This window comes from Agrobacterium sp. MCAB5 (assembly GCF_052114365.1).
GTDB lineage: Bacteria > Pseudomonadota > Alphaproteobacteria > Rhizobiales > Rhizobiaceae > Agrobacterium > Agrobacterium tumefaciens.
Map to the genome: position 1 here is coordinate 1 of NZ_JBFREP010000014.1, position 15,064 is coordinate 15,064.

At 58.1% G+C, this 15,064-nt stretch carries 14 protein-coding genes; 10 read left to right on the top strand and 4 right to left on the bottom strand.

Annotated features, from left to right (window positions below; genetic code table 11):
* Both AB4Z23_RS23935 and AB4Z23_RS23940 read left to right on the top strand, forming a co-directional pair.
* Window positions 1-282: cytochrome b (locus AB4Z23_RS23935; protein ID WP_441360858.1), on the top strand; the 282-nt coding region annotated here is incomplete at its 5' end.
* Between the two features lie 167 nt (window positions 283-449).
* Window positions 450-938, top strand: a complete 489-nt coding sequence (locus tag AB4Z23_RS23940; RefSeq protein ID WP_154962814.1) for a DUF2867 domain-containing protein — start codon at window positions 450-452, stop codon at window positions 936-938.
* Here the strand turns inward: AB4Z23_RS23940 and AB4Z23_RS23945 are convergent.
* Window positions 922-2,016, bottom strand: a complete 1,095-nt coding sequence (locus AB4Z23_RS23945; RefSeq protein ID WP_441360859.1) for a TraB/GumN family protein — start codon at window positions 2,014-2,016, stop codon at window positions 922-924. The genes AB4Z23_RS23940 and AB4Z23_RS23945 overlap by 17 nt on opposite strands.
* Window positions 2,017-2,096: 80 nt before the next feature.
* On the bottom strand, window positions 2,097-3,044 hold the full coding sequence (locus AB4Z23_RS23950) for a tyrosine recombinase XerC (RefSeq protein WP_441360860.1): 948 nt from the start codon (window positions 3,042-3,044) through the stop codon (window positions 2,097-2,099).
* A 144-nt stretch (window positions 3,045-3,188) separates the two neighbouring features.
* Here AB4Z23_RS23950 and AB4Z23_RS23955 point away from each other — a divergent pair, with 144 nt between their 5' ends.
* From AB4Z23_RS23955 to fdhD, 8 genes are all read left to right on the top strand, one after another.
* Window positions 3,189-5,405: a primosomal protein N' gene (locus AB4Z23_RS23955; protein ID WP_421477009.1), complete on the top strand. Its 2,217-nt coding sequence runs from the start codon at window positions 3,189-3,191 to the stop codon at window positions 5,403-5,405.
* A gap of 77 nt (window positions 5,406-5,482) precedes the next feature.
* On the top strand, window positions 5,483-5,869 hold the full coding sequence (locus tag AB4Z23_RS23960) for an AGROH133_08824 family phage infection protein (RefSeq protein WP_003516743.1): 387 nt from the start codon (window positions 5,483-5,485) through the stop codon (window positions 5,867-5,869).
* A gap of 261 nt (window positions 5,870-6,130) precedes the next feature.
* Window positions 6,131-6,697, top strand: coding sequence for a F0F1 ATP synthase subunit delta (locus AB4Z23_RS23965; RefSeq protein ID WP_173739219.1), 567 nt, complete (start codon window positions 6,131-6,133; stop codon window positions 6,695-6,697).
* The gene (atpA, locus tag AB4Z23_RS23970; RefSeq protein ID WP_003516747.1) at window positions 6,697-8,226 is read left to right on the top strand and encodes a F0F1 ATP synthase subunit alpha; all 1,530 of its coding nucleotides are present in this window, start codon (window positions 6,697-6,699) and stop codon (window positions 8,224-8,226) included. Before AB4Z23_RS23965 ends, atpA begins: the two co-directional genes overlap by 1 nt.
* A gap of 30 nt (window positions 8,227-8,256) precedes the next feature.
* Entirely contained in the window at window positions 8,257-9,135 is an 879-nt protein-coding gene (locus tag AB4Z23_RS23975; protein WP_003516748.1) for a F0F1 ATP synthase subunit gamma, read from the top strand.
* Between the two features lie 23 nt (window positions 9,136-9,158).
* Complete coding sequence (atpD, locus tag AB4Z23_RS23980) at window positions 9,159-10,613, top strand: F0F1 ATP synthase subunit beta (RefSeq protein WP_003516750.1); 1,455 nt, start codon at window positions 9,159-9,161, stop codon at window positions 10,611-10,613.
* Window positions 10,614-10,742: 129 nt separating this feature from the next.
* Window positions 10,743-11,153, top strand: coding sequence for a F0F1 ATP synthase subunit epsilon (locus tag AB4Z23_RS23985; RefSeq protein WP_003516751.1), 411 nt, complete (start codon window positions 10,743-10,745; stop codon window positions 11,151-11,153).
* Between the two features lie 276 nt (window positions 11,154-11,429).
* Window positions 11,430-12,245 carry a formate dehydrogenase accessory sulfurtransferase FdhD gene (fdhD, locus tag AB4Z23_RS23990; RefSeq protein WP_081308598.1) on the top strand — a complete coding sequence of 272 codons (816 nt, stop codon included), beginning with the start codon at window positions 11,430-11,432 and terminating at the stop codon, window positions 12,243-12,245.
* A gap of 43 nt (window positions 12,246-12,288) precedes the next feature.
* Here fdhD and AB4Z23_RS23995 read toward each other — a convergent pair whose 3' ends face one another.
* Both AB4Z23_RS23995 and AB4Z23_RS24000 read right to left on the bottom strand, forming a co-directional pair.
* Entirely contained in the window at window positions 12,289-14,025 is a 1,737-nt protein-coding gene (locus AB4Z23_RS23995; protein ID WP_441360861.1) for a methyl-accepting chemotaxis protein, read from the bottom strand.
* A 408-nt stretch (window positions 14,026-14,433) separates the two neighbouring features.
* Window positions 14,434-14,910: a chemotaxis protein CheW gene (locus AB4Z23_RS24000; protein ID WP_003504949.1), complete on the bottom strand. Its 477-nt coding sequence runs from the start codon at window positions 14,908-14,910 to the stop codon at window positions 14,434-14,436.
* Between the last annotated feature and the right edge of the window lie 154 nt (window positions 14,911-15,064).

The following is a 15,064-nucleotide window of genomic DNA, read 5'->3' on the forward strand; positions in this document are numbered from 1 at the left end:
TGTCTGCGGTTTTTCCAGGGGGTGCCGCCGCATCCTGCCAATGAACCGCGCGCTTCTCAAATCGCCGCGAAGGTCGCGCATTTCACCTTTTACGCGCTGTTTTTTGCCCTGCCATTGTCGGGCATTGCGGCCTATTATTTCGGCGCGCGGGTAGCAGGAGAATTGCATTCCGGGCCGCTCAAGGGGCTGATGTGGGTGTTGATCGCTGGCCACGTCGCCGCAGTTCTGGTCCACCAGTTCTACTGGCGCACCAATGTTCTGAAGCGTATGACGCACGGCTAACGCACTCCCGCTTTTCCAAAAGCGAAGACGCTCTATCTCTCTGTCTCTTCGTATTTTCTGAAGCTAGACCCGCTCGAATTGCCATTAGCGGCGGTTTGTCACGTTCCCGGATGATTGGAAATAGTGATGATGAGCCTCGCCACACAAGGCGGCAACGAGGTTATGGGATGCGGGATAGCGAAGACATATTGCCGGGCGCGGACTGGCGGGATTGCTTTGAAGGAGAGATGGTGACGGCCGCATCGAGTTCACTCGACGTGAGCAGACTACTCCTCGATCATCCTCCGGCATGGATCAGCGGCCTTATGGCGCTTCGAAACCGTCTCGTATCGCTTTTTGGTCTCAGAACGGTCGAGCTGGCGGCGGGTACTTCGGCGGGCGGATTTCCAGTGCTGTCGTCTACTGCGGACCGGACCGTGCTCGGCTTTGACGACAACCATCTCGATTTCCGTATCGTCGTCGATGTGGAACAGGAGCTTGGTCGGCAGATCGTGAAGGTCACGACTATCGTCCGGCGCAAGAACCTGTTTGGGCGTCTCTATCTTTTCGTCGTCGGGCCGTTTCATCGTCGCATCGTGCCGGCGACGATGCGGCCGTTTTGCGCCAATGTCCGCCCCGTCAAGACCGGAGACGAGTGGATCAGTCGACCCGTGTGAGGGTAAAGCCCTGCGCACGCAGGAGTTCAATTACGCCTTCTTSGCCCGGCAGGTGCAAAGCGCCGACGGCCATGAAGACATTGCCTTTGGCAAGCTCAGGAGCCGATCGCTCCGCCATGACGTGGTTGCGATCGGTGATGATGCGTTGCTCGAAGGCGGCGTAGCCCTGGTCATTTTCAGACGCTTTCTTGGGATCGATGCTCTTCAGCATGGGCATGGTCATGCCGATATCACCGCTGACATAAAGATCGGTCATGGTCGTCATAATGTCGTCCATGCGGTCGCCCAATTCGAGCGTTTCGATCAGCGCCTGCAGATGAAATTCCATTGGCAGCTCAGACATGGCCGCAAGCTGCTCCACCATGGTCTCCAGCCCGACAAGATGCTTTCCGTCCGCGACYGCATCTTCAGCGAGCTTCTTATCAAGGAAAGACAGGCCAGTGGCCTTGCGGGCAAATTCGCAGGCGGGAAGGGCGACGAAACTCGACAGCATCCATGGCTTCATGCGCGAAACGGCACTCAGCGGAATGCCGCGCTCCTTAAGACCCTTTTCAAGGCGTGCGACATTTTCGGGTGACAGGATGTCGGTGATCGACTTGCCGTCCAGAAACATGGTGAGGTCGGGTCTTGTCAGCAGCGATGCCGCAATTTTCTTGTCATCGACGATTTCGTCCGATTCCACGATGACCGTCGCGGCTTTTTCAAACGCGGGTGTTGCGGCCGCTGGCATGCCAAGAACACGTGGATCGGTGACATGCATGGTGCCGAGAAGAAAGGACGGTGCCGTTCCAGCTTTTTCGATGCGCCAGAAGTTGCCCTTGCCGTTCGGGATAGCTGCCGCTTCCTGTTCGATCTTCGCGAAGTCCTGCGGGTCGCTCTTGCGCATCTCCACGAGAATATCGCTGCCCGTGCAGCTTATCTCCTGTTCGGCGGCTTGCGCCTCACCCAACGATAGCAACGTCGCGAAGAGGATTGCGACAGCAGTGACGTGCAGCGCGGCGAGCAACCAGAGCAGGGTGTCGCCGGTCTTGCCCATCAGGGTGGCGGTGAGATTTTGTGGCTTTATCAGGCTTTGCATAGGTACYATCCGGTTCTAGTCCACTTATAGAACGGCGGCTTGGACGTCTGATTAATGACTATGGTTAAGCATTTCCTGCTTCATGCGCGCGGGTGGGCATTATCGTAGATTTCCAGCAATCTTGCGGKATCGACGCCGGTATAGATCTGCGTGGTGGAGAGGCTGGCATGGCCGAGCAGTTCCTGAATGGTGCGCAGGTCGCCGCCGCCGGCCAGCAGATGGGTGGCGAATGAGTGGCGCAGCGCATGCGGTGTGGCGTTTTCCGGCAGGCCGAAAGCGCCACGCAACTTCTGCATCTCGCGCTGGATGATGGCAGGTTGCAGCTTGCCGCCGCGCGCGCCGAGGAATAGCGGCTGGTCGGCAGCTAGATGATAGGGGCAGAGCTTTTTGTAGGCCTCAACCGCTTCCGTTACCACCGCCAGCAAAGGCACCACCCGGGTCTTGTTGCCTTTGCCGGTGATGCGAAGGCTGCGGGCGTCGCGCGTGAAATCGGCCGGAGCCAGCCCGAGCGCCTCGGAGATGCGAAGACCGCAGCCATAAAGAAGCGAGAGAACCGCAGCGTTACGGGCGGCAATCCACGGCTCTTCATTCAATTGTGCCTCGGTGGTGGTTATTTTCAGCGCCTGCCGGTCCGTCAGCGGTTTCGGCAGAGATTTCGGCTGTTTCGGCGAGCGCATGGCGGTGGCCCCGGCCGCATTCACCAGACCTTTCTTTTGCAGATAGTGGAGAAAGGAACGCAGGCCCGCCAGATGCCGCCCCAGCGAGCGTGCGCCGGCGCCTTCCCTGCGACGACTGGCCAGAAAGGCGCGAAGATCGACCGGGCGCAGATCGGCGATATCGGCGATTGAAGCTGGCTTGCCGATGTAACCGGTGAGAAATGTCAAAAACTGGCGAGTGTCGCGCTCGTAGGCGTCGACGGTATTGTCCGCAAGGCGGCGTTCACCGGCAATCGCGGCAAGCCAGGATTGGCGCTCGTTCAAGAGATCGGGTGTGGCAAAAGTCAGAATTTCGGTCACGGGGCGCTCCATTCCTCTYCCAACGCTATGCCCTTATGGTCAGTATTTGGTTAAGGCTYGCGCCTGRGCTTCGCATCTGGCGTGGACTTTACCGGGGTCAGCCATTACATCCGGGCGGTTTCCTTTTTCATTCCGCCGGGGCATGTTCGCCACATCATGGCAAAAGATTCGTCCGATCTGTTTGGGGCTCTGTTCGACCCGCCGTCGCTCACGCGCACGGTGCCCGTTCTCGTGCCGATGCCGGCGCCGGGACCCTACAGTTATGCCGTGCCTGACGATATGGTGGTGGAGACCGGCTCCATCGTTCAGGTGCCGCTTGGACCACGGCAGGTCTTCGGCGTGGTGTGGGACGATGCAGGAGAGAAGAGCGTCGATCCGAAAAAGCTGCGGCCCATCAGCAAGAGTTTCGAGTGCCCGCCGCTGAAAGCGGAAATGCGGCGCTTCATCGACTGGGTTGCCGCCTACACGCTTTCTCCGCCCGGCCTTGTGGCGCGCATGGCCCTACGCGCSCCCGCCGCCTTCGATCCCGAGCCYATGATCGAGGGGCTGCGGCTGACCGAAGGCAGGCCGGAGCGGCTTACTCCCGCCCGCGAGAGAGTGATGGARCTGGCGGCCGAGGGCCATGGCTGGACGAAGAGTGGCCTTGCCCATGCCGCCGGCGTTTCTACCAGCGTTGTCGATGGTCTGGTCAAGCAGGGCGTATTCGAGACGGTTTTTCTGCCCGCGCCGCCCGTTGTGGCCGAGCCTGATCCTGACTATGCCGAGCCGCGACTGGAAGGCCCGCAGAAACAGGCGGCATCGGAAATTCTCGAGGATGTGCGCAAGGGTGGTTTCCATGTTTCACTGATTGATGGTGTAACCGGCTCCGGCAAAACCGAGGTCTATTTCGAGGCGGTGGCGGAAACGCTGCGACAAGGCAAGCAGGTCCTCATCCTGTTGCCGGAAATCGCGCTGACGGCGGCCTTCCTAGATCGCTTTCACGACCGCTTCGGCGCCAAGCCGGCGGAATGGCATTCTGACCTGTCGCCGCGCATGCGCGAAAAGGTCTGGCGACAGGCGGTGACAGGTGAGGTGAAGGTGGTGGCCGGCGCGCGCTCGGCGCTGTTCCTTCCCTTCGACAATCTCGGCCTCATCATCGTCGATGAGGAGCATGACCCGGCCTACAAGCAGGAAGACCGCGTCTTTTACAATGCCCGCGACATGGCGGTCGTCAGAGCCCGGATCGGGGATTTCCCGGTGGTACTGGTCTCCGCCACGCCGTCAGTGGAAAGCCAGGTCAACGGCAGTTCTGGCCGCTATAAYACCATCCATCTGCATACGCGCTTCGGCGATGCGGCGATGCCCGATCTGCATCTGATCGATATGCGTCGCCATCCGCCGGAAAGGGGAGGGTTTCTTTCGCCGGTTCTCCTGCGCGGCATCGGCAAAACCATCGAAAAGGGCGAGCAGTCCCTGCTCTTTCTCAATCGTCGCGGTTACGCGCCGCTGACGCTCTGCCGGGTCTGCGGTCACCGTTTCCAGTGCCCGCAATGTTCGAGCTGGCTGGTGGAGCACCGGTTCCGCAATCAACTGCAATGCCACCAGTGCGGTCACAACGAGCCGACGCCGGACCATTGCCCGGAATGCGGCACCTTCGATCATCTGGTGGCCTGCGGGCCGGGGGTAGAGCGGATCGCCGAGGAGGTGGAGAAACATTTTCCCGAAGCCCGCACCATCGTGCTGTCCTCTGACCTGATGGGCGTCAAGCGGCTGCGTCTGGAGTTGGAGGCGATCGTCAAGGGAGAGGCGGACATCGTCATCGGCACGCAGCTGGTTGCCAAGGGGCACAACTTCCCCCTTATGACGCTTGTCGGTATTGTCGACGCCGATCTCGGGCTTGCCAATGGCGATCCGCGCGCAGCGGAGCGAACGTTTCAGCTGCTCTCGCAGGTGACCGGTCGCGCCGGGCGAACCGGGCTGAAAAGCCACGGCCTGTTGCAAACCTACCAGCCGCAACACCCTGTCATGCAGGCAATCGTKTCCGGCGATGCATCTGCCTTTTACGAAAGGGAGATCGTGGAGCGGGAAAAAGCCGTTCTTCCGCCTTTCGGACGGCTTGCCTCAATCATCGTTTCCGCCGATACGCGTGCGGAGGCCGAAACCCATGCGCGGGGTTTAAGGGCAGCAGCACCGCAGGTTACGGGCATCATGCTGCTCGGCCCGGCGGAAGCGCCGCTGGCGCTTATCCGTGGCCGGCACCGTTTTCGCCTGCTGGTGCATGGGCGGCGCAATTCCGACATGCAATCCTTCCTTCGAACGCTTCTGGCCAATGGCCCGAAGGAACGGGGCAGCGTGCATGTGCAACTCGATATCGATCCGCAAAGTTTCCTTTGAACTTTATCAATGGGGACGTTTTCCCGCTGTCATGACCGTGTCATAACGCAGCAGGCAAAAATGATTTGGGGAACGAGATGGAGTTTTATTTTCCCGCCGAATTCGGCGAGCAGCTGGCCTTCGGCGCTGCGGTGGTGTCGGTCGTGATCGGCCTGTTTTTCATGTTTGCACCAGGCGCTACTCTGCGTGCCTTCGGTCTGCAGGCGATCGGCGAGCGCCGGGATGGTTACGCGCTTGTGCGCTCGTCGCTTGCCGGTTTTTATCTCGGCCTCGGTGCTTCCGCGCTGCTTCTGGCGCAGCCCATGGTCTATCTCGCCTTCGGTGCGGCTTTCGGTCTMAGCGTGTTCGGYGGCATTCTCTCCATTCTTTCGGATGGAGGCGCAACAGTGCGGAATTTCATACTTCTGGTTGTACACCTTCTGTTGTCTGCACTGTCGTTGAGCTACGTGTTCGGACTGGTCTGAGACGGGCTTTTTGGCTTTTGTGCCGCACCTGCGGCGCATCCTGGGCGGAATCGGAAAATTTAAACGCATTCCCCCTTGCCCAAACGGCGCTTTCCGCTATTACGCGTGTTGCGAGTCCCGGCGTCCTATGCTAGACGGACCGCGAAATTGGGAAAAGGCAGGGGGGAATTCCGGTCTTTTTCGGGGAAATTGAAACGATTTCAAGAATTTGATGCGGAGGATCCCCCTCGCTGATGTTCTTGGACGATTAGCAGGGAAAAAGTGCCCGTGGCAGATACCTCCCATGGAACATCCGGTGTAGCCGAAAGGTATGCATCGTCGCTTTTCGAGCTTGCTTTGGAAGCGGGTGCGGTCGAGGCAGTTGGAGCCGATCTGGACAGGTTCGGCGCACTTCTCGATGGAAGTGACGATTTGAAGCGTCTGGTTGCGAGCCCGGTGTTTTCCGCCGAGGATCAGTTCAAGGCAATCACCGCAATCTGCGAGAAGGCCGGTCTTGCCGGTCTTGCTGTCAATTTCCTCAAGGTCGTTGCGAATAACCGCCGTCTGTTTGCCGTTCCCGGCATGATCCGCGCCTATCGCTCCATTGCTGCTGCCCATCGCGGCGAAATTACCGCCGAGGTCACCTCGGCACATGCGCTCGACGAAGCGCAAGAAACTGAACTGAAGGCGGCGCTGAAGAGCGTTACCGGCAAGGATGTGACGGTTTCCGTTACCGTTGATCCTTCGATCCTCGGTGGCCTGATCGTCAAGGTTGGTTCTCGCCAGATCGATACGTCTCTTCGCACCAAACTTTCCACCCTTAAGCTTGCACTGAAAGAGGTTGGCTGATGGATATCCGCGCCGCGGAAATTTCCGCAATTCTGAAAGATCAAATCAAAAATTTCGGCAACGAGGCGGAAGTCTCGGAAGTCGGTCAGGTGCTTTCCGTCGGTGACGGTATCGCCCGCGTCTACGGTCTCGACAATGTTCAGGCCGGCGAAATGGTCGAGTTTCCTGGCGGCGTTCGCGGCATGGCGCTCAACCTCGAAGCCGACAACGTCGGTGTGGTTATCTTCGGTTCCGACCGTGCCATCAAGGAAGGCGACACCGTAAAGCGGACTGGCGCTATCGTTGACGTTCCGGTTGGTCCGGAACTGCTCGGCCGCGTCGTTGACGCCCTCGGCAACCCGATCGACGGCAAAGGCCCGATCAACGCCGCCAAGCGTTCGCGCGTTGACGTCAAGGCTCCCGGCATCATTCCGCGTAAGTCGGTTCATGAGCCGATGTCGACCGGCCTCAAGGCTATCGACGCCCTCATCCCGGTTGGCCGCGGCCAGCGCGAGCTCGTCATCGGCGACCGCCAGACCGGCAAGACCGCGATCATTCTCGACGCGATCCTGAACCAGAAGGCCATTCACGACAATGGTCCGGAAGGCGACAAGCTTTATTGCGTCTACGTTGCTATCGGCCAGAAGCGTTCGACCGTTGCCCAGTTCGTAAAGGTTCTGGAAGAGCGCGGCGCCCTGCAGTATTCGATCATCATTGCTGCCACGGCTTCCGACCCGGCTCCGATGCAGTACCTGGCACCGTTTGCCGGTTGCGCCATGGGCGAATACTTCCGTGATAACGGCAAGCACGCCCTCATCGGTTATGACGACCTTTCCAAGCAGGCCGTTGCTTACCGTCAGATGTCGCTTCTGCTGCGCCGTCCTCCGGGCCGCGAAGCTTATCCGGGCGACGTCTTCTATCTTCACTCCCGTCTTCTGGAGCGCGCTGCAAAACTCTCCGACGAAATGGGTGCTGGCTCTCTGACGGCTCTGCCTGTCATCGAAACCCAGGGCAACGACGTTTCKGCCTTCATTCCGACCAACGTGATCTCGATCACCGACGGCCAGATCTTCCTYGAAACCGACCTGTTCTACCAGGGTATCCGTCCGGCCGTTAACGTCGGCCTGTCGGTTTCGCGCGTTGGCTCTGCCGCCCAGATCAAGGCGATGAAGCAGGTCGCCGGTTCGATCAAGGGTGAACTTGCCCAGTATCGCGAAATGGCCGCCTTCGCCCAGTTCGGCTCGGACCTTGACGCTTCCACGCAGCGCCTGCTTAACCGCGGTGCCCGCCTGACCGAGCTTCTGAAGCAGCCGCAGTTCTCTCCGCTCAAGACGGAAGAGCAGGTCGCGGTGATCTTCGCAGGTGTCAACGGTTATCTCGACAAGATCCCGGTCGCGCAGGTCGGCAAGTTCGAGCAGGGTCTGCTCTCCTACCTCCGCTCGGAAGGCAAGGCGATCCTCGACACCATCCGCACGGAAAAGGCAATCAGCGACGATACCAAGAGCAAGCTCAAGGGCGCTCTTGATAGCTTCGCGAAGTCTTTCTCGTAATTAGGGCTCTTTTACTCGGACGGATAACGGATGCCTTCACTAAAGGATCTGAAAAACCGCATTGCCTCCGTAAAGGCGACGCAGAAGATTACCAAGGCGATGAAAATGGTCGCCGCGGCGAAGCTTCGGCGCGCCCAGGAAGCTGCGGAGGCCGCCCGGCCTTATTCGCAGCGCATGGGCGCCGTTCTTGCCAACATCGCCAAGGCGGTCGAGGCGGACGTCGCTCCGGCGCTGATGACCGGCACCGGCAAGGACAACGTGCATCTGCTCGTTGTCTGCACGGCTGAACGTGGTCTTTGCGGCGGTTTCAACTCGCAGATTTCCCGTTTTGCCCGCGATCAAGCCCGCAAGCTGATTTCCGAAGGCAAAACGGTCAAGATCATCACGGTCGGCAAGAAGGGTTACGACAGCCTTCGTCGCGAATTCGCAGCTAATATCATCGAGCGCATCGAACTGCGCGAAGTGAAGAAGGTCGGTTTCGAAAACGCCGACCAGATCGCCAAGAAGGTGATCTCCCTGTTTAATGCGGGTGAATTTGACGTCTGCACGCTGATCTACTCGGAATTCAAGTCCGTCATCAGCCAGATCCCGACCGGTCTGCAGCTTATTCCTGCCGCAGTCCCTGTTGTGGAAGAGGTTGAGGCAACGCAGAGCGCCGTCTACGAATATGAGCCTGATGCGGCTTCTATTCTGGAAGACCTTATTCCGCGCAACATTTCGGTTCAGGTTTTCCGGGCTCTGCTCGAAAACGTTGCCGGTGAAATGGGCGCCAAGATGAGCGCGATGGACAACGCAACGCGCAATGCCGGTGATATGATCAACAAGCTGACGCTTTCCTACAACCGTCAGCGTCAGGCTCAGATCACCAAGGAACTCATTGAAATCATTTCGGGCGCGGAAGCGCTCTGAGGTAAGGAAAGAGGGTAAGGATAATGGCTAAGGCAGCTACCCCCAAGAAAACCGCAGCGGTGAACGGCGCGGGCAAGGTTACCCAGGTTATCGGCGCTGTTGTCGACGTGGCGTTCGAAGGCGAACTGCCTCCGATCCTCAACGCGCTCGAAACCGATAACAACGGCAACCGCCTGGTTCTGGAAGTCGCTCAGCATCTCGGCGAAAACGTCGTACGCACGATCGCCATGGACTCGACCGAAGGTCTCGTCCGCGGTCAGGTCGTCGCTGATACGGGCGCCCCGATCGAGGTTCCTGTCGGTCTGGAAACGCTCGGCCGCATCATGAACGTCATCGGTGAGCCGGTTGACGAAGCAGGTCCGATCGTAACGGCCAAGAAGCGCGCCATCCACCAGGACGCACCGTCTTACGTCGAGCAGTCGACGGAAGGCCAGATCCTCGTTACCGGCATCAAGGTCGTTGACCTTCTGGCTCCTTACGCCAAGGGCGGCAAGATCGGCCTGTTCGGCGGCGCTGGCGTTGGCAAGACGGTTCTCATCATGGAACTGATCAACAACGTCGCCAAGGCGCACGGTGGTTACTCGGTATTCGCCGGCGTGGGTGAGCGTACCCGCGAAGGTAACGACCTCTATCACGAAATGATCGAGTCGAACGTCAACAAGCTTGGCGGCGGCGAAGGTTCCAAGGCWGCTCTCGTTTACGGCCAGATGAAYGAACCGCCGGGCGCCCGCGCTCGCGTCGCTCTGACCGGTCTGACGATCGCTGAAAACTTCCGCGACGAAGGCCAGGACGTTCTGTTCTTCGTGGACAACATCTTCCGCTTCACGCAGGCTGGTTCGGAAGTTTCGGCTCTTCTCGGCCGTATTCCTTCGGCTGTGGGCTATCAGCCAACGCTCGCAACCGACATGGGCCAGATGCAGGAACGCATCACCACCACGAACAAGGGTTCGATCACCTCGGTTCAGGCGATTTACGTTCCCGCCGACGACTTGACCGACCCTGCGCCGGCCACTTCGTTCGCGCACCTTGACGCAACGACGGTTCTGTCGCGTTCGATCGCAGAAAAGGGTATTTACCCGGCTGTTGACCCGCTCGACTCCACCTCGCGCATGCTCGACCCGATGATCGTCGGTGAAGAACACTACGAGGTTGCCCGTAAGGTTCAGTCGACCCTGCAGCGCTACAAGTCCCTTCAGGACATCATCGCMATCCTYGGCATGGACGAACTGTCGGAAGAAGACAAGCTGACGGTTGCCCGCGCCCGCAAGATCGAGCGCTTCCTGTCGCAGCCGTTCTTCGTTGCCGAAGTCTTCACCGGTTCTCCGGGCAAGCTCGTCGCACTCGAAGACACGATCAAGGGCTTCAAGGGCYTGGTCAACGGCGAATACGACAGCCTGCCGGAAGCAGCTTTCTACATGGTCGGTTCGATGGAAGAAGCCATCGAAAAGGCAAAGAAGCTGACTGCTGAAGCTGCCTGATTATGAATTGGCGGGCGCGTGGTTCGACCACGCGCCTTGCACACGATGACGGTGAAACCGGAACGGCTTTGCCGGCGTTTTAATAAACAAGTCCGTGACGCCCGCGTAATTGAAAAGAAGTGAATAGCCATGGCTGACAGTTTCAAATTCGATCTCGTTTCCCCGGAACGTCTGCTCGTTTCCGAAACGGTTACGGAAGTCGTCATTCCGGCTACGCTGGGTGAGATGACGGTTCTGGCCAATCACGCGCCCACCATGACGACGATCAAGCCGGGCCTGGTGACGGTGAAATTCGCCTCTGGCGAAACCCATAAATACGTCGTTTTTGGTGGTTTTGCCGATATTCTTCCGACAGGTTGCACGCTTCTCGCCGAATCCGCTGTTTCGGCTGACGATATGTCCCCTGACACGCTGCAGAAGCGCATCGATTTGGCCAAGGCCGAAATTCAGGAAGGCAATCATCACCACGARCATCTGACCAAGCTTGAAAAGCATCTCTACGAACTGACGAACCTGCATGAGGTTCTCGTCGCCGCTTGAAAGCACCGGGCGGGTTCGAAAGAATGACTGTCCACACAATATCCAAAACAAAAAAGCGGCCGTTTCGGTCGCTTTTTTGTTTTCGGCCACTGCCTGTTTTCTTAAGCAGGCAGAAAAATCTGAGTTCTCGTTCCAGTAAAAGCGCCTCGGTCCGCTCATTACGTTTGCGGAAATCGATTCCGATTTTCAGGGCGATAGGCTAGACATGATGGTGAAAAGTAACGTGCTGCTGCCGGTCGGGAGTAGGCGAGAAGGCGTGTTTCTTGTCATGGAGGGATGATCGCCGTGTCGATAGAAGCCAGTTATCGAAGGGTCGCAAGATCCGCGCTGCGACAGGGCGCCCTTAGCACGGGKGAGCGCGCCGTGCCGGAGGAGGTGCCGGTTGCCTTTTCTTACGGCGGCAGCACCCATGCCGTGATGATGGCTAGTCCCGCTGATCTTGTCGATTTCGCCGTCGGCTTCAGCCTGACAGAGGGCATCATTTCGGCACGCAGCGAAATCCGGGCGATAGAGGTCATTGAAGCCGGGCAGGGTTATGATGTCCAGGTGGATCTGATGGATGCCGAGGCTGATGCCCTGCGGGCGAGACGGCGGCATATGGCAGGTCCGGTTGGTTGTGGTCTGTGCGGGATCGAATCCATAGAACAGGCGGTTCGCGTGGTCCCCGATCTCAGCGGCGTGAGAATGTCGATCCACGGTGATGACATCGTTGCTGCGGTGAAAGCACTGAGCGACGCACAAAGCCTCAACCGCGAAACGAGGGCCGTTCACGGTGCGGGTTTTTATAGTCCTCAAGATGGTTTGCTTGCGGTGCGCGAAGATGTCGGTCGCCACAATGCGCTCGACAAGTTGGCCGGTGCTGTCGTGAATGCCGGTATTTCCGCCAAGACAGGCATTGTTGCCGTCACCAGTCGCCTGTCGGTGGAGATGGTTCAGAAGACAGCGATCCTTGGTAGTCCGGTTATGGCAGCAATTTCGGCTCCTACCGCGCTTGCCATCGAAACCGCCGAGAGTGCRGGCATCACGCTTGTTGCGCTGGTGCGGGGTGAAGACTTCGAAATCTTCACCCGTGCGGACCGCGTCATTTTATAATGCCAGTTGCCTGCCGGCATTGGCATCCGAGCTTCGAAGCATACTAAAACTCCGCCCATTCGGGCGCAGCATTTCCGTGAGACCTTGCCGTTGTGTATCGCGGCTGTGGTGTTGTCAGCCTCGTTATTGCAGCGGGTCTTTTATTGATCGGCTGAGCGGATGATATCTGTCCTTCGCGCGATATTYTGAACTGCCGSAGCAATTCGTGCAGGTTGTCCGCTTCATTGGCGAGGCCGTGGCTGGCGGCAGTGGTTTCTTCCACCATGGCGGCGTTTTTCTGGGTCGCCTGATCCATAACGTTGACGGCCTGGTTGATTTCTCTCAGACCGTTGGCCTGTTCGCGCGAGGCCTCGACGATGGCCGAGACGTTGGCATCGATTTCGCCCATTTGCGATTGAATATCCCGCAGCGCACCGCCGGTTCTGCCAACCAGATCGACGCCATTGGCGACCTGTTCGCGGGAGGTGTTGATGAGGGACTTGATTTCCTTGGCAGCAACTGCGGATCGTTGCGCGAGTTCCCGTACCTCTTGAGCGACCACCGCGAAACCCTTGCCCGCTTCACCGGCACGGGCAGCTTCCACGCCCGCATTCAGCGCCAGTAGATTGGTCTGGAATGCGATGTCGTCAATGACGCCGATGATGTTGGTGATTTCACCGGAGGAGCGCGAAATCGCGTCCATGGCGGAAATTGCCTGCTGAACGACTTCACCGGAATGTTCGGCATGTTCTCTCGTGCGCAACACCAGTTTCCCGGCCTCGCCGGCGCGCTGGCTGGCATCGGTCACGGTGGTGGTGATTTGCTCCAGCGCCGCTGCGGTTTCTTCCAGCGAGGCCGCCTGCTGTTCGGTTCGCTGCGAGAGTTGATCGGCGGCTATGCGGATTTCACCCGAGCCGGATGCGATTGTCGAGGCATTGTGAGCGATCGTCTGCATGGTGGACTGAAGTTTGCCGACCACGTCGTTGAAGTCCTGGCGCAATTTCTCCATGCTGGGCACGAAGCTGCTATCGAGACGCTGCACCAGGTCACCCTCGGCCAGTGCCTGCAAGGCATCGGCGAGAAGGGTGATGGCGCTCATACGCGGCGTCACGTCGGTTGCGAATTTCACAACCTTCACCACTTTGCCTGTCTCATCCAATACCGGGTTGTAAGCGGCCTGGATCCATATCTCCTTGCCGTTCTTTCCATAACGAACAAATTCGTCYGAGATGAATTCTCCGGATGCCAGCCGCGGCCAGAAATTGGCATAGGCTGGCGATGCTGCATAGGCCGGATCGCAGAACATACGGTGGTGCCGGCCTTCGATTTCCTTGAGGTCGTAGTTGACAGTGGCGCAAAAATTCGGATTGGCGGTAATGATCGTRCCATCCGGCAAAAATTCGATGGTGGCCTGGGAGCGTGAAAGCGCTTCGAGTTTGCCAGCATCTTCTACAGCCTTGATCTTCTTGGCTGTGATGTCGGTCGCTATCTTGACAACCTTATAGGGTTTGCCTGACCTGAAGACGGGGTTGTAGGAGGCCTCGATCCATATGGTCGATCCATCCTTGCGTATGCGGCGATATTCCTTGCCCTGAAATTCGCCGTGCGCAAGAGATTCCCAGAATTCCTGGTATGCGTGCGATGCGACAAATTCCCGGTCGCAGAAAATACGATGATGCTTGCCGACGATCTCCGCGAGATCATAGCCCAGCGTCACACAGAAATTGCTGTTTGCTGTAAGAATATTGCCTTTAAGGTCGAATTCTATGACTGCCTGCGATCTGGATATCGCATCGAGCATATTTCGATTGTCTGCGCTTTTCCCTAACCCCAGCATTAACGTCCCCCAAATAGCGGCCTCGGCGCGCGCTGCCGCACAGGAGGTGTGGTCGGCGCCGTATCATGTTGAACAACGAACAGGTTCTGCCGCCAAAGGCAGCAATGCAGGCACTTGCGACTTGTCAGCCTCGGTCAGGTATCGGACCCCGCGTGATGTGATGTAGGCGCGGTACTGTTCGTCGGCTTTTAATATTAGATATCTATAATATTAAAATGTTCTTATTTAATAAAAGAGACGGTCATGAAAACAAAAACCGCCGGGCAGGTGCTCCGGCGGTTTGGTTCAATGGTCAATAGTCTCGTATTTGAGCCTTTGTTCTTAGGTTGCCTAAGAACGCGAACCGGCCGTCATGCAAAGGAATTGCAACGATCAGGCGGCGAGATCTTCCGCTTCGGTTCCCTTGAACATCTTTGCAAGGTTCAGGAAGCAGATCATGCCATGTTCGTTGGCAATGATGCCTTCGGAGTAGGACTTGTCGAAAGAGGCCGAGATTTCCGGAACCGGCTGGACCTGATTTGCCGGGATCGTCAGAATGTCCGAAACGCGATCGACGAGCATGCCGATGACCATGTTGTGCACTTCGGCCACCACGATGGCGCTTCTTTCATTTGCGACGGTGCTTTTCATTCCGAGTTTGTGTGCGAGATCGATGATCGGAATAACCGAACCGCGCAGGTTCATGACGCCGATGACGTCTTTCGGCGCGTGGGGAATGGGCGTTGAAGGCGCCCAGCCGCGAATTTCGCGGATAGTCGTCGTCTTCACGCAGAATTCCTGATCATGCAGGCGGAATGCGATGATTTCGAGCGTCTCGCCGCCAAAGTTGGTAGAGTTTATCATTGCCATCAGAATTCTTCCCAATGCTCGCTGTGGAGGCCAGCGCAAGTGCACCGACACTTGCATATGCGAATTTGGCGTTCTGCCTGGTGCCTGAACAGCCGGAAACAATATTTTCCGCCTTCAATGGAAGATTCGTAGCATGAGATGGTTTCGCAAACCT